Source organism: Xanthobacter sp. AM11, from assembly GCF_047444035.1.
Taxonomy (GTDB): domain Bacteria; phylum Pseudomonadota; class Alphaproteobacteria; order Rhizobiales; family Xanthobacteraceae; genus Xanthobacter.
Genome location: NZ_JBLAOA010000001.1, coordinates 4,061,485 through 4,081,285, shown reverse-complemented (window position 1 = coordinate 4,081,285; position 19,801 = coordinate 4,061,485). Strand labels below are relative to the sequence as shown.

Annotated in this window: 14 protein-coding genes; 9 read left to right on the top strand and 5 right to left on the bottom strand. The window is 72.3% G+C overall.

Annotation, left to right across the window (positions count from 1 at the left end; all coding sequences use genetic code 11):
- Positions 1-48: 48 nt before the first annotated feature.
- From ACI7BZ_RS18655 to ACI7BZ_RS18630, 6 genes are all read left to right on the top strand, one after another.
- Positions 49-720 (top strand): response regulator, encoded by a 672-nt coding sequence (locus ACI7BZ_RS18655; RefSeq protein ID WP_414118633.1) that lies wholly within the window; start codon positions 49-51, stop codon positions 718-720.
- The gene (locus tag ACI7BZ_RS18650; RefSeq protein ID WP_414118632.1) at positions 717-2,063 is read left to right on the top strand and encodes a sensor histidine kinase; all 1,347 of its coding nucleotides are present in this window, start codon (positions 717-719) and stop codon (positions 2,061-2,063) included. Before ACI7BZ_RS18655 ends, ACI7BZ_RS18650 begins: the two co-directional genes overlap by 4 nt.
- Positions 2,064-2,154: 91 nt before the next feature.
- Positions 2,155-2,514, top strand: a complete 360-nt coding sequence (locus tag ACI7BZ_RS18645; protein WP_414118631.1) for a hypothetical protein — start codon at positions 2,155-2,157, stop codon at positions 2,512-2,514.
- Between the two features lie 40 nt (positions 2,515-2,554).
- Positions 2,555-3,025: a DUF2271 domain-containing protein gene (locus ACI7BZ_RS18640; RefSeq protein WP_414118630.1), complete on the top strand. Its 471-nt coding sequence runs from the start codon at positions 2,555-2,557 to the stop codon at positions 3,023-3,025.
- Between the two features lie 17 nt (positions 3,026-3,042).
- Entirely contained in the window at positions 3,043-5,250 is a 2,208-nt protein-coding gene (locus ACI7BZ_RS18635; RefSeq protein WP_414118629.1) for a PepSY domain-containing protein, read from the top strand.
- The gene (locus ACI7BZ_RS18630) at positions 5,231-6,238 is read left to right on the top strand and encodes an FAD:protein FMN transferase (RefSeq protein ID WP_414118628.1); all 1,008 of its coding nucleotides are present in this window, start codon (positions 5,231-5,233) and stop codon (positions 6,236-6,238) included. The genes ACI7BZ_RS18635 and ACI7BZ_RS18630 overlap by 20 nt, the downstream gene beginning before the upstream one ends.
- Here the strand turns inward: ACI7BZ_RS18630 and ACI7BZ_RS18625 are convergent.
- Positions 6,226-6,921: a VIT1/CCC1 transporter family protein gene (locus tag ACI7BZ_RS18625; protein ID WP_414118627.1), complete on the bottom strand. Its 696-nt coding sequence runs from the start codon at positions 6,919-6,921 to the stop codon at positions 6,226-6,228. The two genes, ACI7BZ_RS18630 and ACI7BZ_RS18625, sit on opposite strands and share 13 nt — an antisense overlap.
- Before the next feature lie 502 nt (positions 6,922-7,423).
- On the opposite strand from ACI7BZ_RS18625, the gene ACI7BZ_RS18620 reads away from it, so the two are divergent.
- The 3 genes from ACI7BZ_RS18620 (at position 7,424) to ACI7BZ_RS18610 (ending at position 11,849) form a co-directional block, all read left to right on the top strand.
- On the top strand, positions 7,424-8,806 hold the full coding sequence (locus ACI7BZ_RS18620) for a CHASE2 domain-containing protein (protein ID WP_414118626.1): 1,383 nt from the start codon (positions 7,424-7,426) through the stop codon (positions 8,804-8,806).
- A gap of 77 nt (positions 8,807-8,883) precedes the next feature.
- Positions 8,884-9,705, top strand: a complete 822-nt coding sequence (locus ACI7BZ_RS18615; RefSeq protein WP_414118625.1) for a hypothetical protein — start codon at positions 8,884-8,886, stop codon at positions 9,703-9,705.
- Entirely contained in the window at positions 9,702-11,849 is a 2,148-nt protein-coding gene (locus tag ACI7BZ_RS18610; protein WP_414118624.1) for a caspase family protein, read from the top strand. Before ACI7BZ_RS18615 ends, ACI7BZ_RS18610 begins: the two co-directional genes overlap by 4 nt.
- A gap of 78 nt (positions 11,850-11,927) precedes the next feature.
- Here the strand turns inward: ACI7BZ_RS18610 and ACI7BZ_RS18605 are convergent, their stop codons facing one another.
- The 4 genes from ACI7BZ_RS18605 to ACI7BZ_RS18590 form a co-directional block, all read right to left on the bottom strand.
- Positions 11,928-13,184 (bottom strand): serine protease, encoded by a 1,257-nt coding sequence (locus tag ACI7BZ_RS18605; protein WP_414118623.1) that lies wholly within the window; start codon positions 13,182-13,184, stop codon positions 11,928-11,930.
- A 207-nt stretch (positions 13,185-13,391) separates the two neighbouring features.
- The gene (locus ACI7BZ_RS18600; RefSeq protein ID WP_414118622.1) at positions 13,392-15,809 is read right to left on the bottom strand and encodes an ATP-binding protein; all 2,418 of its coding nucleotides are present in this window, start codon (positions 15,807-15,809) and stop codon (positions 13,392-13,394) included.
- Positions 15,806-17,497, bottom strand: a complete 1,692-nt coding sequence (locus tag ACI7BZ_RS18595; protein WP_414118621.1) for a CHAT domain-containing protein — start codon at positions 17,495-17,497, stop codon at positions 15,806-15,808. The genes ACI7BZ_RS18600 and ACI7BZ_RS18595 overlap by 4 nt, the downstream gene beginning before the upstream one ends.
- Positions 17,497-19,791: a caspase family protein gene (locus ACI7BZ_RS18590; RefSeq protein ID WP_414118620.1), complete on the bottom strand. Its 2,295-nt coding sequence runs from the start codon at positions 19,789-19,791 to the stop codon at positions 17,497-17,499. The genes ACI7BZ_RS18595 and ACI7BZ_RS18590 overlap by 1 nt, the downstream gene beginning before the upstream one ends.
- Between the last annotated feature and the right edge of the window lie 10 nt (positions 19,792-19,801).

Here is a 19,801-nt window from a genome sequence, read left to right as displayed (position 1 = left end):
TCCGCCCGCAGCCACGCTAGATTGCCACGCGGCATGCCGAGGTGACAGATGCGTATCCTGCTGATCGAAGATGATCCCGTCCTGGGCATGGCCGTGCGCGACCAGATCGTCTCGGACGGGCACGGCGCCGACTGGGTGACACACCTTGGCGCGGCTGCCGACGCCCTGCATGCCGCCGCCTTCGACCTGATCCTCCTCGACCTGATGCTGCCCGACGGGCGCGGCTCGGACTTCCTCAAGCGCCTGCGCAGCGCGGGCGACGCGACGCCGGTGATGGTGCTCACCGCACGCGACCAGATTTCCGACCGCATCGCCGCCCTTGATGTCGGCGCCGACGACTATCTGGTGAAGCCCTTCGACCTCTTCGAGCTGTCGGCGCGCATCCGCGCCGTGGGCCGGCGCTATGCGGGCAATCCCAACCCGCTGGTGACCCTCGGCGACATCGAGGTGGACCTTGCCGCCCGCTCGGTGCGGCGCGCCGGGCAGGCAGTGGCTCTGACTGCTCGGGAATGGTCGCTGTTCGAAGCTTTCGTGCAGCGGCCGCACCAACTCATGTCGAAGCCGCAGCTGGAGGAACGCCTCTATTCCTTCGACGCTGAGGTGGAGAGCAATACAATCGAGGTCTATGTGGCCCGCCTGCGCAGGAAGCTGGGCGCCGACGTGATCGAGACCGTGCGCGGCATGGGTTATCGCCTCGGAACGCCGGGAGGCGGGGCGTGAGCGCGCCACGGCGGTGGAGCCTGGGCCGGCGCCTCGGCCTGTGGCTCGCTGTGTCGGTGGCGGCGCTGTGGCTTGCCGCGGCCACCGTGGCGGGGCTGGTGCTGCGGCACGAGATCGACGAGGTGTTCGACAGCGCGCTGCAGGAGGTCGCCCAAAGGGTGCTGCCGCTCGCTTATTCCGAGCTGCTCGCCCGCGAGGACGGCGCCGGTGCCCAGCACATGGCGCCGGTGGGTCCGCACCGGGAATTCATCACCTATGTGGTGCGCGATGCCGAAGGCCGCGTGCTGCTCCAGTCCAGTGATGCGGAACAGATGGCGATTCCGGCAGGACTCACCCCCGGCTTTCACACCACCGCCCGCCTGCGCACCTACACGGAAGCGGCGGTGAAGGGCACCATCGTCGTCACCGCAGCCGAGGATCTGGGCCACCGCGCCGCCGCGGTGCGGCGGGCGGTGATGGCGCTGATCTGGCCGCTTGTCGCTTTGGTACCCATCGCGCTCGGCGGCGTCTGGCTTACGCTCCGCCTCATCCTGAAGCCGGTGCTCGCCTTCCGCCAGGCCATTGCGGAACGCGGGCGGGGCAACCTTGCGCCGGTGTCCGAACAGGGGCTGCCCGCGGAAATGGCGCCCGTCGCCGGAGCGGTGAATGCGCTGCTCGAACGGCTGCGCGGCGCGCTGGAGGCGGAGCGGGGCTTTGCCGCCAACAGCGCCCATGAGCTGCGCACGCCCATCGCCGCCGCTCTGGCGCAGACCCAGCGCCTCATGGCCGAGCTGCCCGCGGGGCCGGAGCAGGAGCGGGCGCGCGCCATCGCGGGGGCGCTGCGCCGCCTCTCGCGCCTGTCCGAAAAGCTGCTGCAACTTGCCAAGGCGGAAGGCGCCGGACTTCTCGCCGAGACGCCGGCCCCGCTTGCGCCGGTGCTGCGCCATGTGATCGCGGACCTCGACCGCCAGAGCGCGCGCGCCGGCGACATTGCCCTGACCATGACGGGGGACGGCGGCCCCGTCAGCGATCTCGACCCCGACGCCTTCGCCGTACTCGTGCGCAACCTCATCGAGAATGCGCTGAAGCACGGCACGCCGGACACGCCGGTCCATGTCCGCCTCATCGCGGACCGGCTCGAAGTCGCCAACCATGGTCCCGTGGTACCGGCCGACCGCCTCGCTTTGCTGCTGCGCCCGTTCGAGCGCGGGCCGACGGGGGCGGACGGCTCCGGCCTCGGCCTCGCCATCGCCGCCGCCATCTGCCGCGGGGCGGGGCTCACGCTGGAGATCGCCTCGCCGATGCCGGGCGCGGCGGATGGCTTCAGCGCCGTGGTGCGCTTTCCGCGGCAAGCTCGATCCTGACGGGAAGCTGAACGCGATCCCGCCCCTCCTTCAGGGGGCTGTCAGGTTCGGGCGCGAGGGTGCCGGCGTCATCAATCGCCGGGAGGCTCCCATGAAGACGCGCACCCTGATCGGAACGGCCCTTCTCCTTTCCACCGCCGGCCTCGGCGTGGCGCTTGCGGCCACGCAGATCGACCACCTCGACCGGCCCTTCCACAGCCGCGCCGAAACCGCCCGCGCCGAGACCCGCCCCCTCCGGCTGGCCGACAGCGACCATGGCCGCGAGGGCAAGGAGCGCCATCACGGCCGCCGTCACAACGACGATGATGATGATGACGACGATGATGACGACGATCGTTCGGGCGGCCGCCGCGGCGCCATTTTGCAGACCGGCCCGGCCGCTCCCGCAGCGCCGGTGCCGGACAACGGCCTGTTCCAGGGCAAGGCCCGGCCCAAGGTCGAGGTGCAGTGACCTCCGGCCGAACCGTCCGCTCTTTTGAAGGAATAGTCAGATGAAGTTCGTTCTTCCCGCCGTGGCGGCCACGGCCACCCTGCTGTCGCCGGTGCTTGCCGAGGCGCGGCAGGTCACGTTCGAGACCACGCTGAAAAACTACGGCGGCAACGGCGCCTATGTGGTGCTCTATGTCACCGATGCCGCGGGTGCCTACAAGGGCACGCTGTGGATGGCCGGCGGCAAGGCGAAATATTATCGACATTTGTCCGACTGGCAGCGCGCCTCCGGCGGACGCCCTGCCGAGATCGACGGCATCACCGGCGCCAGCGTCGGCTCCGGCAAAACGCTGAAGATCACCCTCGATCTCGCCGATGCCATGATCGACGCCGGCTACAAGGTCCATGTGGATACGGCGGTGGAGGACGGGATGGACAATCCCTCGGAGGTCGTCGCCCCGCTCGCTGTCGCCACGTCCGGCAAGCCCGTTGCCGGCAAGGGCTATGTGAGATCCTTCACCGTCACCTTCTGAACCTGCCGGACACCCCCATGCTTCGCCGCCTTCATGGCCTGCCCGGCATCGTGCTGGCGCTCGCCCTCACCGTCACCGCCGTCACCGGCGCCGTCCTTTCCGTGCAGCCGGCGCTGGACCGCGCCGCCGCGCCGGCAATTCCGGCCGTGGCCAGCGTCGCGGACCTCGCGGCGCAGGTGGCCGCGCGCCATCCCGGCGTCAGCGCCATCCGGCTGCGGGCTGACGGCAGCCTCAGCGCAACCTTCGACGATGGCGACACGCGTGGCGTGGAGCGCATCGACCCCGCCACGGGCGCGGGACTGGGGCCTTATGCGGTGTCCGAAACGATCCGCTTCCTCATCAATCTGCACCGCTCCTTCCTTATGGGCGATGTGGGCCGCGTGGCGGCGGCCCTCGGCGCGCTGGCCATGCTGGGCCTCAGCCTCTCCGGCCTCATGCTGCTCGCCCGCCGGCTGGGCGGCGCGGGGGCATTGCTGCGGCCCATCCGCGGCACCCCGGCGCAACGTTGGCACGGCGAGCTGGGGCGGCTCGCCGCCGTGGGCCTCCTGCTGTCGTCGCTGACCGGACTGTGGATGTCCGCCGGAACCTTCGGCCTTCTCCCGGAGGCGCAGGGCGCGAACCCTGCCGTCACCGCGAGCGGCGGCGCGCCGGCTCCGGTGGCGACGCTCGCCGGGCTGAAGGCCGTGAGGCTTCAGGACCTGCGCGCGCTCTCCTTCCCCGATCCCTCGGACCCGGCCGATGTCTTCACCCTCGTCACCGACGAGGGTGAAAGGGTGATCGATGCCGCCACCGGCGCCACGCTCGCCCTGACCCCGGCGACGGCGCTGGAGCGGATCAGCGATCTCGTGCGCACGCTGCACACCGGGCGCGGCGCCTGGCTGCTCAGCCTCCTCCTGGGCCTCGCCTCGGCCGCCGTTCCGGTGCTCGGCGGCACCGGCCTCGTCCTGTGGCTGCGCCGGCGTGGGGCGCGCCCGCGCATCGCCGCCAACGTGCCGGCGCGGGCAGCTGACACGGTGATCCTCGTGGGCAGCGAGGGCAATTCCACCTGGGGCTTCGCAGGCACGCTGCACGCGGCACTGACCGCCGCCGGGCACAAGGTCCACACCGCCGCCATGAACGATGTGACCGCGGCGCATCTGGCCGCCACGCGCCTGCTGGTGCTCGCCGCCACCTATGGCGAAGGCACGGCTCCCCAATCGGCCAAGCATTTCCTCGCCCGCCTCGCGCGTCTGCCGGGGCGGCCAGCGGTGGCGGTGCTCGGGTTCGGTGATCGCAGCTTCCCGCATTTCTGCCGCTTCGCCCGCGCGGTCGCCGATGCGCTTGAGGCGCGGGAATGCCCGCAGATTTTGCCCATGAAAAGGATCGATCGCCGCTCGGCGCAGGAATTCGCCCAGTGGGGCAGGGACCTCGGCGCCGCCCTGGGGCATGATCTCGTGCTTACCCATGTGGCCGAGCCGCCGAAGACCTCGCCCCTCATGCTCGCCAGCCGGGAGCTATATGGCGAGGCGGTGGGTGCGCCCGTGGCGATCCTGCGCTTTCAGGCGCCGGCAGATCCGTGCACCGGGGCGCCGGGGCGGCTGCCCGCCTTCGAGGCCGGCGACCTCGTGGGCATCGTGCCGCCGGGGCAAGAGAAGCCTGGGGATGCGATGCCGCGCTTCTATTCGCTCGCCTCTTCCACCCGCGACGGCGTGCTGGAAATCTGCGTGCGGCTGCGTGAAGGCGGCCTGTGCTCCAGCTTCCTGCACGCTCTGCAGCCCGGCGCGCGCATCGACGCCTTCATCCGCGAGAACCCGGCCTTCCGTCCGGCCACGGGACGCGGCCCGCTCATCCTCATCGGCGCGGGGGCCGGCATCGGGCCGCTTGCCGGCTTCGTGCGGGCCAATGCGGCGGGCCGGCCGGTGCATCTTTATTGGGGCGGGCGGAGCGCCGCATCCGACTTCCTCTATGAGCACGAACTGGCCCAGCATCTGGCCGAGCGGCGCCTGACGACGCTGCGCACCGCGTTTTCGCGTGATTCTGACGGGGGCGCCTATGTGCAGGACCGCATCGCCGCCGACGCCCCGCGCCTGCGCGAACTGGTGAGGCAGGGCGCGCAGATCCTGGTGTGCGGCGGCCGCGACATGGCCGAGGCGGTGACCCGCGCGCTCGATCCCGTGGTGCGCCCGCTGGGCCTCGACCTTCCCACCCTCAAGTCGAGCGGACGCTATGTCGAAGATGTCTATTGATCCGGCGCCGGGCGCGCCGCCGCTCCGGCGTCATGCCCTGAGCGGGCCGGCCATGGGCGCGCGCTGGTCCGCCGTCTTCTTTGCGGCCGGCGAGGTGGATGAAGCGGCGCTGACCCGCCGCCTCCAGGGCGCGGTGGACAAGGTGGAACAGCAGATGTCCACCTTCCGGCCCGACTCCGACCTGGAACGGCTGAACGCCGCGGCCATAGGGGCGTGGATCGATATTCCCCGCGAATTGATGCACGTGCTCGCCACCGCCCTTGAGATCGGCCGCCTGTCGGGCGGCGCGTTCGATATCGGGGTCGGTGATCTGGTCAAGGCGTGGGGCTTCGGTGGGGCCGGTGGGCCTGATGGCGGGCGCATCGCCGCGCTCGCCGGCCGCCCCTCCTTCGAGCCGCCGAAGACCCTGCAGCTTGATCCGGCCGGCTGCCGTGCCCGCCGGCTGGCGCCCCTGCGGCTCGATCTTGCCGGCATCGCCAAGGGGTTCGGCGTGGACGAACTGGCGCGCGAGATGCGCGAGGCCGGGCTTTCCTCCTGGCTGGTGGGCATCGACGGCGAGATGCGCGCCGAGGGCCTGAAGCCGGACGGTCGGCCCTGGACCATTGCCCATGAGCGGCCCTCAGTGGGGGCGCGGGATATCCTCGGGGTGCTGGAAGTGTCCGGCGCGGCCGCCGCCACCTCGGGCAATTATCGCCATCGGGTGGAGGTGGCGGGCCGCATCCTCTCCCACACCATGGACCCGTCCCGCGGCGCGCCGCTGGACAATGACCTCTCCGCCGTCACCGTGCTCAGCGCGACCTGCATGGCCGCCGATGCCTGGGCGACGGCGCTGCTGGTGCGCGGGGCGCGCGAGGGACCGGCTCTCGCGCGCCGCCTCGGCCTCGCGGCGCTGTTCGTGCGCGCCGACGGCGCGGTTGAGGCGACGTGGCCTCCGGCTCCGCCGTCCGGGACGGCGCCGGAGCCGATGGGGGACACTTACACGGCGTGACCGACCAGCGTCCCGATGGCCGCGGTCGCCGCCATGGCGATGGCGCCCCAGAAGGTCACGCGGATGGTCGGCTTCCAGATGTCCGCGCCACCGGCCCGCGCGCCCAGCGCGCCCAGCACCGCAAGGCAGACCAGCGACCCGCCCGAGACGATCGGCGCGATCAGGGCAGCGGGTGCCAGAAGGGAGATGGCAAGGGGGATCGCAGCCCCGAGCGCAAACGTCACCGCAGACGTGAGCGCGGCCTGGATGGGACGCGCGACCACATGCTCGGCGAGCCCCAGCTCGTCGCGCGCATGGGCGGAGAAAGCGTCCTTCGCCGTCATCTGCTCGGCCACCTGACGCGCCAGCGCGGGCTCGACGCCGCGTCGCACGTAGATCTGCGTCAGCTCGTTGAGCTCGCTTTCCGGCTGCTCGGCCAGCTCGCGCTGCTCCTTGCGCAGATCGGCATTCTCGGTGTCGGCCTGCGAACTCACCGAGACATATTCGCCCGCCGCCATGGACATGGCACCGGCCACAAGGCTCGCGACGCCCGCGACCAGGATCTCGGACGAATTGGTCGATGCCGCCGCGACGCCCACCATGAGGCTCGCCGTGGAAATGATGCCGTCGTTGGCCCCAAGGACGGCGGCGCGCAGCCAGCCGATGCGCTCGATCAGATGGTTTTCACGGTGGAGGGGCTTCATGGCGATACCTACTGGGGGGGCGCGATTGGCGCAAAATGGCGCCAGTGGAGCCGATTCGCACGAATACTTAGAACGGGTCTAATCTGTTCGGATGACGATGCGATGATGCGGGTGGCCGCCATTTGCGACAGGTGCTGACTTGCGGCCTCGACAGGCTCCTGCACGCCTGTTAGGGCGGCTTCCGATCGTGTCGGACGAACGCTGCAGCGTCCGGTGAGTGCCTTGGCTTGTTGAATTTTCGCCTTTCTTGCGCGAGCCGGGACCGGCGGCGGTGGAAATGCTTCAGGTGCCCCGTTTCGAAAGCCGTGTCGTCCATCCGGCCAGGCCTTCTCCCAGGTGACCTGAGATCCGTCCCGCCCGTTCCCTTGAGCCGGCCGCGTCCCCCCCCCATGGACCTGCCCGCCGGCGCGCCTCTTTCCAAAGCCGTGCTGGAATTGTATCTGTTGATTTCACAGCTTGTTAGCCGGATGCGCCCGGCGTTCCTACCAAGGTCGATCCGTTCGTGAAACGTCCGTTCAGGTGGATCGGCCGGCTCACCAAGCCGGTTCTTATCGCTGGCGTCATCGGCCTCTTCTCAGCTTTCGGCCTTGCCGACCGGATCGCGGGGTTCAGCGCCAATCTTGGCGAGAAGGACCGCATGGTGCGCTGGTCCGCGGTCCTGTCCGGCGCGACGCGTGACGCCATTCCGGTGACGTTCATCGACATCGACCCGTCCACCATGGCGGCGCTCGGCCATCCCCACAGCGCACCGCGGGAGGTCCTTGCCGGGCTGCTCTCCCTCGCCGCCGCCAAGCATGCGAGCGGCATATTTCTCGACATGGATACCTCCCGGCCCGGAGTGCCCGCGGGCGACGTGGCGCTGGCCGGCTTCCTCGCCGCTTATCCGCCGGATGCGCCGCCCCTCGCCCTGGCCCGGCGCCTGGGAGCCGCGGACCAGGCCGGCAACGCCGCCGACGCGCTGGCCGAGCAGGCCTCGGTCCTTGATGCGTCCGTGCGTGGCAAGGCGAATGTGATCTGGGCGGCGAGCGTGAGCCGCATCGACGAGGACCGCGTGGTGCGGCGCTGGCAGCTGAGCCACACCTCCTGCGGACCCGACGCGAGCGCCACGCTGCCCTCGCCCCAGCTCTTTGCCGCCGCGGTGGCAGGCGCTCACCCGCGACCGCTCACGGATCTGAGCGCCTTCGCGGAACGCCGGACGCAGGCGGTGTGCGCGCCCGGCACAGCCGCCGCGTCGCCTCCCGCATGGCCTCGCAACCCCGACCAGCGCGCCGCCATCGCCTTCCTGATCCCGGACGGGCCGGACCTTGCCGCCCCGCAATTCATCACGCGCGACGCTCGGCACGTGCCGCTGTTCCGCCGGGTGCCGGCGCGCGCGCTGCTGTCGGCGTCCGGCGCCGTGGTGTCGCCGCAGGCGGTGGCGGACGACTTGCTGCGCGGCCGTTTCGTCATCATCGGTGCCAGCCATGCCGAAACCTTGGACGGGCACCTCACGCCCATCGGCTTCCTGCCGGGTGCGCTCATCGTCGCCAATGCGGTGGCGACGGCGCCCGCGGTGCTGTCCGGCCAGCCCGTGGGGCCGCTGGGCGCGACCCTGATCGCGCTGGCCCTTCTCGGGGCGCTGGTGGTGATCACCTCCCGTCTGCGCCCGCTGGCGGCGGCCCTTGTGGTCGCGGTCGCGGTGCTGGCGGCGCTGATGGTGCTCGGTCGCATCTTCGCACCCTCTACCGCCAGCGACATCGTGCTGGCGGCGCTCGGCATGGTGGCCCTGCTCTCGACCGTCGAGGGCATTCATGCCATCTGCAAGGACTGGCGCGCGCGGGGCTGGCGCGCCCTGTTGAAGCCGGAGACGCCGCCGGCCGCGCAAACGACGGAGACCCCCACGTGACGCGTGCTGTCCCGCCGCTCGCCGCAATGCGCCACGCACTGGCGGCCCTGCTCGTTCTCGCCGGCGGCATGCCGGCCATGGCCGGTGATGCCGACATGCGCACCCCGGCGGGCTACATCGTCGGCCTGGAGCTGCCGGCCGCCGACCCGGATATGGCGGCCCATGTGCAGCGCGAGGGCCAGAAGATGCCCGTGCAGATCGGCGGCGCCCTGTTTGACGGCGACGAAGTGGTGGTACGCGATACCGGCGCGGCGGTGACCATCGAAACGGTGAACGACCGCCAGCTGCGGGTCGACGCGACGCGCTCGCCGCATCGGATCACCGGTGCGCTCCCCTCCGGCGGACGCTTCAGCGCCCTGGCCGCCATGATCGGTGAGCTGTTCGCAAGCAAGCCGGCGGCGCGCACGGTCAATCTCATTGGCCGCAACGACGAGACCCTGCGGCTGCAGATGGGCCGCGGCGTGCCCCAGCGCGTGGTGCCGGGAAGCCGCCTGTGGCTGGGCTGGCAGGGCGGCGCTGCGCCCTTCTCCGTCGAGGTCCGTGCTCCCGGCGATGCGGGCGCCGTGCTTGCCGCCACGCCGGCGAACGGGCGTTCCGCCGTCCTGACGCTGCCGCTTGATGCCGCGGGCCCGCTGGTGCTGATGGTCCGCGACGGCGCGGGCGAGGAGGCGCGGGTGGAATTGCTGGCCCACGCCGAAGCGCCTCCCGTGCCCGCCTGGATCACCGAAAGCGCGCCCACGCCAGCCTTCGGGCAGGTGGCGAGCGCGCTCTGGCTGCTGGAGCGCAAGCCGGCGGAGTGGGACCTGCAGGCCGCGGCGATCGCGGCTGAAGCCGGGCATTATGCCGCCGCCGAGGAATTGCTTCGCCGCCTCGCCGAAGGCCGGAAGCCGAAGCGATGAGGCGGCCGCGCCGCGCCGCGCTGGCGCTGCTCGTCGCCCTCGGCTGCAGCATTGCGGCCGAGGGCGCAGCAGCAAGGACTCTGGCGCTCCTCGTGGGCGTCTCGGACTATCCGGCCCTTCCGGCCGACCGGCAGCTGAAGGCCCCGGCCAATGACGTGCGCCGCATGCAGCTCGCGCTGAAGGCGCGCGGGGTAGCGCCGGAGGACATCGCGGTGCTGGCGGACGGCGTTGAAGGCTCCGCCGGCGCGCCCACCCGTGCCGCCATCCTGTCCGGCCTGGATCACCTGGCCGGCGCGGCGCAGAAAGGCGACCTCATCATTTTCTACGCTTCGGGCCACGGCACCCGTCAGCCCTCGCGCACCGCCCTGAAGGTGGACGGGCTCGACCAGGTGTTCCTGCCCCGCGATGCAGCGCCGCCCAAGGCGGGCGCGGCGCGCGGCGCGTTCGAGAATGCCATTGCCGGACCGGATTTCGGCGCGCGGCTCGACGCCATCCGCAGCCGCGGCGCGGACGTCTGGTTCATCCTGGACAGCTGCTTTTCCGGCTCCGCCTCGCGCGCCGTGGGCGACGGGGTCCATGACAAGAAGATCTCGCTTGAGGACATCGGCCTGTCCACCTCAAGCGCCATGGCGCCGGAGAAGACCACGGTGCTCGCTGATCTCGCGCCGGCTTTGCCGCCGGGGGCGGGGCGGCTTACCGCCTTCTACGCGTCCCAGCCCAACGAGACGGCACGGGAGGTGGCGCTGCCGCCGGGCGCCCCCATGGAACGACGGGTCTGGGGCTCCATCTTCACAACCGCCCTCGCCGATGTGCTGCAGCGCGCGCCCGCGCTCAGCTATCGCCAGTTGATGGTGGAGACTGGCCGGGTGCTGCGCGCCGATGCCGCCTTCCAGGCGCGGCAGACCCCGAGCTTCGAAGGCGACGGCATGGATGGCCCGGTGCCCGGCGGCGGCACGGCGACGGCTGCCAACGGCGCGACATGGCGGGTCGGGGCCGGCATTCTCCATGCCGGGCAGATCGAGGGCGTGGAGGCCGGCGCCCTGGTCGCGCTTTACGACAGCGCGGCGCAGCCGGCCGGCAAGCCCTCCGGCCATGCGGTGGTCGCGGAGGTGGAGGCGACCCGCGCCCGCCTCGTGGCGCTCAAGCCGGGCTGTGCGCCGGCCGGCACCCGCTGCCCCACGGTGCCGGGCTCGGCGGTGCTGGACAAGGCCGCCTATGCCCGGCTGGCGCGCCCTGCGCCGCAGGCCGCCGTCACCCTTTCGCGCCCGCGCGCATGGCCCGGTCCCGGCGCGCCCGATGCGGCGCAGGAGGCACGGCTGAACGAGGCGTTCGAGGCCGCCCTCGCCGGGCCGCTGAAGGACAGCGTGCGGCTGGATGACGCCGCCCCCGCGCTGGTGGCATGGATGACCGGCGACGGCCTGCGCTTCATGCCCGACGGCCTCGATCCCCTCGCCGTGGAGGCCGGCCCTCTCGCCGCGATCGCACCCGGCACGGACACCAACAGTGCCACCCTGGTGATCGCCCGCGCCGTGCTGCGCGCGCGCCAGCTATTGCGGCTGCAGGCGCTCGCCGGGGCGAGCGCCGGCCGCGACCTCGACGTTTCCATGGAGGTCAGGCGCTTCGGCCTCGACCCGGCGGCGCGGCAGTGCGCGTTCAAGGGCGTACCGGCCACGGTAGCGGGGGACGGCTCCGTCGTCGTCTGCGACAAGGTGCAAGTGGCGGTGGAGAACCGCAGCACCCGTCCGGTCCTGGCCGCCATCTTCTTCCTTGATGATGCCTGGAACCTGATGGCGCGCCGGCCCAGCTGCCCGGTTGGCCTCACCGTCTCCGACCGGCTGGAGCCGGGGCGGCGACTGATATTCGAGGTCCCCTACCATCCCCGTGCCATCGTGCCGGGGCGCGCGCCGAGCACCAGCAACGGGGTGTTCGTCATTGGCGTCCCGTTCATCGAGGGAGAGACGGATCTGCCGTCCCTATGCGCCCTCACAGGCTTCAACGACCACACCGGCCCGGCGACCCGCGGCGCGGAGGGTGCCGGGCTCGACGATCTGCTGGACGGCACGACGCGCGGCGGGCGGCTGCCGCTGGAAAGTGCCAGCCTGTCCTTCGCCTTCTGGCCGGTCAGCCAGCCGGTCAAGCCGTAAGGCCGCGCGCCGCAGGGGCATCATCCACCGGGCACCGGGCCGGGCGGCGCGATCCGGTTGCGCCGCCCGGCCGCCGGCTCAGCGCCGAACCTGCGGGTTGGCCGGCGCCGCCGGGGGCGGGCTCGGCGGGGCGATGGACGCCTTGATCCAGTCGATATAGAGGGCGAGGCGGGTGTAGACGCCGGGAAACTCGGCATGGCCGCAGCCGAGGCCGAAGCTGACGATGCCCACCTGTACGAGCGGCCCGTCGCCCTTCTGGCTGAGGATGGGACCGCCGGAATCGCCCTGGCAGGTATCCACCCCGTCCACCGCGGCGCCGGCGCAGAACATCTGCGGCGTCACCACGCCGCCGATCTGCGGCAACTGCTGTTCCAGCGTCTTGCGTGCAGCCGGCGTGAGGTTGAACACGTAGCTCAGGTCCTCCAGCGCCCGGCGCGCATCGGGCGAGCCGACCAGCGCGGAGGTGAGGACGCGGTTGCACCGGTTGCGGTCCACCGCGGTCAGGCGGGTTTCCAGGAGGTCGGGCGAGGGGCGCCCGCCCTCGGCGGTGGTGCCCCAGCCGATGATGCGAAGCTCGGCCTGTTCCGGCAGATCGGAAGCCTCGGTCTGTCGCGTCACTACGGTCACCTGCTGCACCTTCACGCCGCGCTTGGGCGCGCGCTCCAGCTCCACCAGGGCAATGTCGTTGACGTTGGTGCCCGTCACATACTTGGGATGGGCGATGATGCGCTTGATGGGGATCCAGTCACGCTCGTCGTCCTCGGCCAGAAGGCTGGTGTTGCCCACGTGGACGAGCAGGTTCTTGGTGCTGCGCAGTCCCTCCACCTTGCCGCCAGCGCCCTCCACGAAGCAATGGGCCGCGGAGAGGATCCAGCGCGAGGTGAGCACGGTGCCGCCGCAGACGGGCGAAACGCCGGTGACCTTGCCGTTGGTGGTGGCGACACGGATGATCGCGGCCTGGAACGGGTAGGAGCCAGGCGCCGCCTGGGTCCCGCCGACGATCTTCTCGTTGCTGCCGCGCTTCAACAGGCCGCCGGACTTCACGGCGATTCCGGCGGCGGTATAGGGCAGGGGGCGGGCATCGCTGCCTGTCCGGGGCCGGCGGTCCGCCGCCAGCTTTGCCGGGCCGACATCGTCAGAGGCCGGCAGGGTGGCGGGGCGCGCGGCGGCTGCGGCGGGCGCCTGCTGGACCAGAAGCTGGTCGCCGGGCGCGGAGGTCTGGGCCTGGGGCGCTTCCGCCTGCGCGACGACGGTGCCGCCAGCCAGACATGCGGCGAGGGCGAGGAACCGGAAGCCCTCCCTGGAGACGAGGGGTCGAGACGACTTGAGGTGCATGGGAACCACTCTGTGGGGAGGGGGAGGGACGAGGAGGGGGAGGAACTGCAAGGCCGGAACCTTCGGCCCCGAGCCCCCGATCGCCCCGGCCGGCGACGTGGGGGAGGAAGGTTGGCGCGGGGGATGCCGGTCCGCCGGATGGGAACGCTCCGCCCCATCCCCCGCGACGCCGGCCGCCCGCGCCATTGCCGAACGCATCCTGCGCGCTCATGGCGGCACCGTTGCGCGGCTGCCCTGCCAGTCCGCGCCCACCAGCGCCTCCAGCAGCTTGCGGTCCTCGCGCTCGGCCTCGGTATCGCGCGCGGGTGGCCGGGGCGCGCTCAGGGCTTCGCGTGCCGCCAGCCGCGCCTGCGTGCCGTCGCCCAGGCCGTGATAGGCAAAGGCCTGCGCGCGCAGAATCCGCTGCACCAGGTCCCGATCGCTCCTCACCCGCAGGCGTGCGCGCTCCATGAGGGTCGAAAGGGTCCGCACCGTGGTGCTGTCCGGCGCGTAATAGGCTTCCAGATTGGCGAGCCCCAGCCGGTCGGAGATCACCTTCTCCTCGCCGTCCACCATGGAATTGCTGCGCGCGAGCACATGGGTTTCGTAGGTCCTGCGGGCGTCGTCCATGCGGCCGAGGGCGGCATAGAGGCCGGCGAGGTCGCGGGCCGGGGCAACGACCATCCAGCTGCCGCCCTTGCCGGCCTCGACGAGGCGCGCGAGGGCACCCTCGCCGAGGCGCAGCGCCAGATCGCCATTGCCGTCGTCGAAGGCGATGAAGGCGCGCTTCAGGTCGAGGCGCACCCGTGCGGCAAGTCCGATTTCGCCGCCCGCCTCGGCCAGCTTCTGCGCCTCCGCCACCAGCGCGCGGACGAGGCTGCTGTCGGCCTGGTCCAGCGCCATGTCCAGGAGCAGTTCGATGCGCCGCGTCTCCTCGCCCGGCCGGGCCGCGACGATCTCATAGGCTTCCCGCGTGAGCCGTGCGGAAAGAGCCGGGTTCGTGGGCGCCACGATGCCGGACCGGACGACCAGCAGGTTCACCAGCGCTTCATCGCGCCCCTGAGGCGCGGCGCGGATCTCGCGGATCGCCTCCTCTGCCAGCGCATCGGCGCGGGCGCTGTCGCCCCACCAGACTTCCACCGCATTGACCCAGCCACCGCGCGCCACATCATGCCGCGGGTCGCCCGCAGGCAGGCGGCGCGCCAGCCGCCCCATGAATTCCAGCGCAGCGGCGTAGCTGGGAACGACGAAGTCCTCCACTCCGGCATATTCCACCACGGTGAGACGCTCGATGGTGTCGAACGCGGCAAGGTCGATGGTCGCGATCTGGCGTTCCACCTCCGCCCACTGGGCCTCGGCGCGGCGCGCCAGCGTGCTTCCCGCGGCGATGCGGGCGCTCTCGATCCGCAGCAGCGCAGCGGCGAGGCGCCGCTGCAGCACCGGATCGGCGGCGGACAGCGGTGCCCCGGCTTCGGCGACGCCCGCCAGCAGCACCTTGCGCTGAAGCGCGATCATGCGGCGTGCCAGGTCCGGCGTACCGGACCTGAGGGCGCGCCGGGCAATGTGGCCGCAGGTCTTTGCCAGCTGCGCATCGTAGGTGCCGCCATCTATGGCACCGCGGGCGGCGCGGGCCCCGACCATGGCCGCGGATGTCACGTCGCCCGCATAAGCGAGATAGTTGGCGATGAGTTCGGCGCTGGTGCGCAGCTGCCGATCGCTCGGCGGCCGATGGAGCAGGCGCACCACCAAAAGGTCGCGCGCCGCGTCGTAGCGATCGGCCCGCAGCGCAGCACGGGGCACGTCGCTGATGAGGCGGTCCAGGATCGCGTCCGCCGCGGCGGCGTCACCGCGGGCGAGGGCGAGATCCGCGCTCCGCCGGCATGCCGCCATCTGCGCCGCGTCCAGCCCGGCATGTCCCGTGCAGTCCTCAAGCCGCGTTACCGGCAGGTCGCGCCGCGCTTCAGCGTCGCGCTCGGCCTCGCCCAAGAGCCGGTCGAGCTTTTGGGCGTCGCTGGCATTGATATGGCCCTTGTCCGCCAGCCTGCGGGCCCGGCGCAGGAAGGCGAGTGCGAGCTCGGGCCGTCCGTCGCCGGCCAGCCGCTGGCCCATGAGCGCGGCGGCCTGGGCCTCCATCTTCTCCAGGTCGGAGGAGGGCGGGCCGACCCGCCGCGCGCCCTGTGCCGCCGCCAGCACGTGGGCAAGGGCGAAGACCTGCCCGTCGCGCCCGTCGCGGCTGCGATAGGCCGCAGCAAGGGAGAATTCGGCCAGCACCGTATCGGGAGCATCCAGCGGCGCGACTAGATAGTTCAGGATCGCCGAATGGGCGTTTGCGTCGATCTCGGTGGCTCGGTCCTTCAGCTCATGGCCCACGTATCCGATGAGGTCGTAGAGGCGGAGCAGCTGATCAAGGTCGCCGGCATCCTCCAGCGGGTGGCGCAGCGCCTCCAGCAGCGCCTTGGCCTCGCCCGGCCGGTCCGCGGCCAGCAGCCGATAGGCGGCGTCCAGCCGCTCGGCGAGGTCCGGGTCCTGCGCCGTCGGGTCGATCACCTGCGGCGCAGGGGCGGGCGCTCCCGCCCGGGCCATGGCGGGAACGGCCGCAAGCAGGCCTGCGACCAGCACCGGGGCGAGGCGCAGCCGGAGGCTCATCGCCCCTCTCCCACCATGACGAAGGGCGCCCAGATGGCCGGATGCGCCAGGGTCGGGTCCGAGGCATCCGCGATCAGTGCGAGGGTGGCGCGGCGGAATGCTTCCGCCTTGGAAAGCATGGGGTCGGCCCGCAGGGCGGCGAGGGTCGTCGTGGTCACCCGTGCCGCAGCGTCATCGCGCACCGGCCAGTGGGACACCAGCAGCGTGCGGGCACCGGCGTAGAAGAAGGCGCGTGCGAGGCCCGAAAGACCGTCTGAACCCGGCGTTCCGTCGCTGCCGGCGGTGTTGCAGGCGGACAGGATCACCCAGTCGGCGGCGAGGTGAAGCCGCGCCGCTTCCGAGGCGGTGAGAAGTCCGTCGTCGCCCCCGTCGGCGGCGGGCGGCGTGAAGACCAGCGCCGGTTCGGACAGGCCGGGAATGTCGCCGGCCAGAAGTCCGTGGGTGGCGAAGGCGAGGACGCGATAGCGGGAGAGGTCGGCCGCCAGCACCGCGCTCTTGGTGGCCGCGGCCCCCACCTGCACGGCGTCTGTCGGCGCGCCCAGGGCCTCGGCCAACCGGCGCAGCTCGCCCTCCGTCTGCGGCAGCGGCGACAGGCTGCGCACGGTCTCCAGATCGATCCGCCCGCCACGCAGCAGGGCGCCCGCCACATCCGGCGCGGCCGAGGCGACCTGCGCCGGCCGACCGCGCCCGCCCAGCAGCGGGGCGCCATAGCCACGGAATGGCAGGGGCGCCGAGGCGGTGGGCACCGCCCGCAGCGACCGCAGGCTCGACACGGACGGCAGGGTGACGATGCCTTGCCGCCGGATCAGCCACGCCGTCTGCCGCAGCGCGGCCGGGTCGGTATCCTCGCCCTGCGGGGCCTCGGTCACAAGCAGTGCGAAGGGCAGGGCATCGAACGGCCGCTCGGCGACGATGAAGACACGGCGGCGCAGCGCCAGCAGCGGGTCGAGCGGCGCGAGGATCTGGCGGAACAGGTCATGGGCGCTGGCGCGGCTGAACCCTGCCTGCCCGCTGGTGGCGATGCCATCCCCCGCCACCTCGGTGTCGCCGAAGTCGCGCAGGGCGGAGCGCATCACGGCAACGGCGGCGGGATCGAGGCCGGCCCGCAGCGCCTTCACCTGTGCGACCAGCGCATCGCGCGTCACGGGCACACGGTGCCAGTCGGCTTCGGTGCGGGTCACCGCCCAGACAAAGGTCTCGCGGGTGCCGACGAAGACCAGCGCCAGCGCTTCGTCCTCCCCCAGCAGGGCCTGGGTTGCCGCGATGGAAACCGGCTGCGGCTGGGACAGCTCGGCGTAAGCGGGAAAGCGCGTGGCCATGTCGCGGTCGCTGTCGGCGATCCGTGCCTGAAGCGCGTTCGCCTCGGCGCGGCGCGCCTCTACGTCCTGGTTCGCCCCCGTGCCGCCTGCGGCCATGCCGAGCGCCTTGACCAGCGCGCGGTCCGCCCCCTTCCAGGCGGCGACAAGGTCCTGCCGCTGGCGCACCAGCCGGGCGAGGTCGTCGGAACCGGCCGAAAAGCGCACGCCGAGCTGCGCAAGGGCCATGCTGGCGGAGGTGAGCATCGCCTTCTGCGCGGCCTGGAAGGCCTCGTCGCGCAGCTGCGTCGGCGACGGCTGCTGCGCGCCCAGCGGCCGGAGCAGGCCGAGCGTACACACGCACAGCAGGATGAGCCGGAGCAGGAGGGGCATCAGCGGCTCGCCTCCGGCGCCAGCAGATCAAGGCTGAACTGGCGCACCACGACGGAGCCGGCCGCACTGTCCTCTGCCTCGAATGGATTGGCGGCGCGCAGGCCGGGCGCGACCCGTGCGGCGCGGCCCAGCAGATCGAGGAAGCCCCGCTGGCCGGTGCCGCGCAGGGCGCCGGCCGAAGCGGACGCGACGTCGCGCTGCAGCAGGTGGCAGAGCGACGGCGGGATGCCGCCCGCCCGCGGCAAGGCGAAGACGAGAATGCGGTGAAGCCCGGTCTGCGACGGGCCGTCCTTGCCCCATGTGGTCAGCGTCGTGCGCACCACCAGGGGCCCGGAGGCGCGGGCCGGCAGGGTGGCGATGCAGCCGTTCTGGCGCCAGCCACGCACCGGCACGTCGATACCCCCCAGGGGATCGAGGAAGAAGATGCCGAGGTCCATGTCGCGCTCGGACCGGTTGGTGATGGTCAGGCGTGCCGTGTCGCAGTGGGCGAGAGGCGCCGCCACCCCGCTGTCCACCGGCAGGGGGGGCGAGGGACGCGCGGCCTGCGTGCATCTGCGGCGCGGGTCGGCAAGTTGCGCCCCGTCGGTCTCGCGGATGAGGTCGAGGCTGATCTCGACATCGCCCGAAGCCGCGCCCGCCCCCATGTCCGCCACGCTGGCGAGACGCACCAGATTGGCCGCGCGGGCGAAGGCCCAGACCGCGTTGCGCAGCGGCGCGGGACCCGTGTCGGCCGGGAGGGAGAAGCTGCGGCCATAGGCCTGCGGGTCCCGCACGAGGCGGCCGCCTTCCGGCACCATCCAGAGCCGCCCGTCCACCAGGTGCAGGTTGAGGTCGGCCGGCTGGTCCGGCGCCACCAGCTCGATGCCAATGGCCGGCATTCCCTCGCCCGGTTCCAGGGCGCGGGCGATGGCCTGCGCCGCTTCGGGAAGCGCCACATTGGCCACCCGGAAGCGGAAGACGACGCCGGGACGCTCCATCTGCGCCCACAGGCTCTTCACCGAGCCCGCGGCGGCGCCGGGCGGCAGGTCCGCCAGCGGCACCCGGCTTTCACCGGCGGTGGTTCCGGGCATAAGGACCGTGCCGAGGGGCTGTGCATCCGCCAGCGGACCATCGAACAGGGCGATTTCGGCGCCTTCATCGAACCCCTGCAGCGCACCGGCCTCGATCAGCAGATCCCCGCCTTCTTGACGCGTGGCGAAGCGCCGGGGTCCGTTCGCCGCGGCGCCGGGCAGGGTGCGGTCCAGGTCGCCCTCGAAGACCGGCAGCGGGGCATGGGCGAGCTGCGCGGCCGCCGCCACATCGAGGGAGACCATGCGGGCGAGGTCGCGGAAGGTCACCGCCCGCCCGCTTTCGAAGGACCGCAGAAGGTGCCAGCTGAACACGCCGAAGATCGCCTGCGCTGCCCCGTCCGCGCCGGGCTTTTCGACCAGGCCCGCGGCCGGCGCCGGATAGGCGCGCTCGATGGCGGGGGTCCAGGAATCCACCGCGAAGAAGGCCACCAGCGCCCCCATCCCCGCCGGCGCCGGCGCGCCGGCGGCCCGCAGGGTGCCGCCGCGCTGCGGCGCATGGATCGGCAGGCGCGGCGGGCTGGACAGGACCGCGCCCATCCCCGCCTGCGGCGCCCCCAGCGCGGCGGCATCGACGCCGCGCGCCATGTCCGCCGAGCGGGTCACCGTTCCGGCGTGGCAGGCATCCACCACGACGAAGACGGTGGCGCCCTTCGCCCGGATGCGGTCGAGGGCGGTGCCCAGCTCGTCGTCGATGATGGCGTTGCGGATGGTGCGCGCGGCCGGATCGTAGAGGCCGGCATCCTTCGGCAGCAGAACCTGGTCGCGCCCGCCGGCCTCAGGCACGGCGCCTTCGGCCGGGGCGGCCTGCGGCTGCGTGGTGCCGTGGCCGGAAAAGTGAAACATCACCGTGTCGCCCGGTCCGGCCTGCTGCGCGAGGCGGGCGAGCCCCTGCATGATGGCGGCGCGCGTCGGCGCGGCCTGCGGGCGCGGCACGTGCGCCGCCTGCGGCAACCCTTCCGCCAGCACGGTGATGTCGTCCGCGTCGAAGCCGTGGCGGGAGAGGTGGCGCCACAGCAGGATCACGTCGTTGCGCGGGCCGGCCAAGGGACGGATCTTCGGCTCGTCATAATCGGCGACGCCCACCAGGAGCGCCAGATTGCGCGCCGCCGCCAGCTGCGGACCCAGCAGCCCGAGCAGGAGCGCCACCCCGGCCAACAGGTGGCCGGCGTGCCGGGGCGTCACCGGCCACTGCACGGCGCGCCATTGCAAAGCGCCGCGAACCACCCGCCGTCTC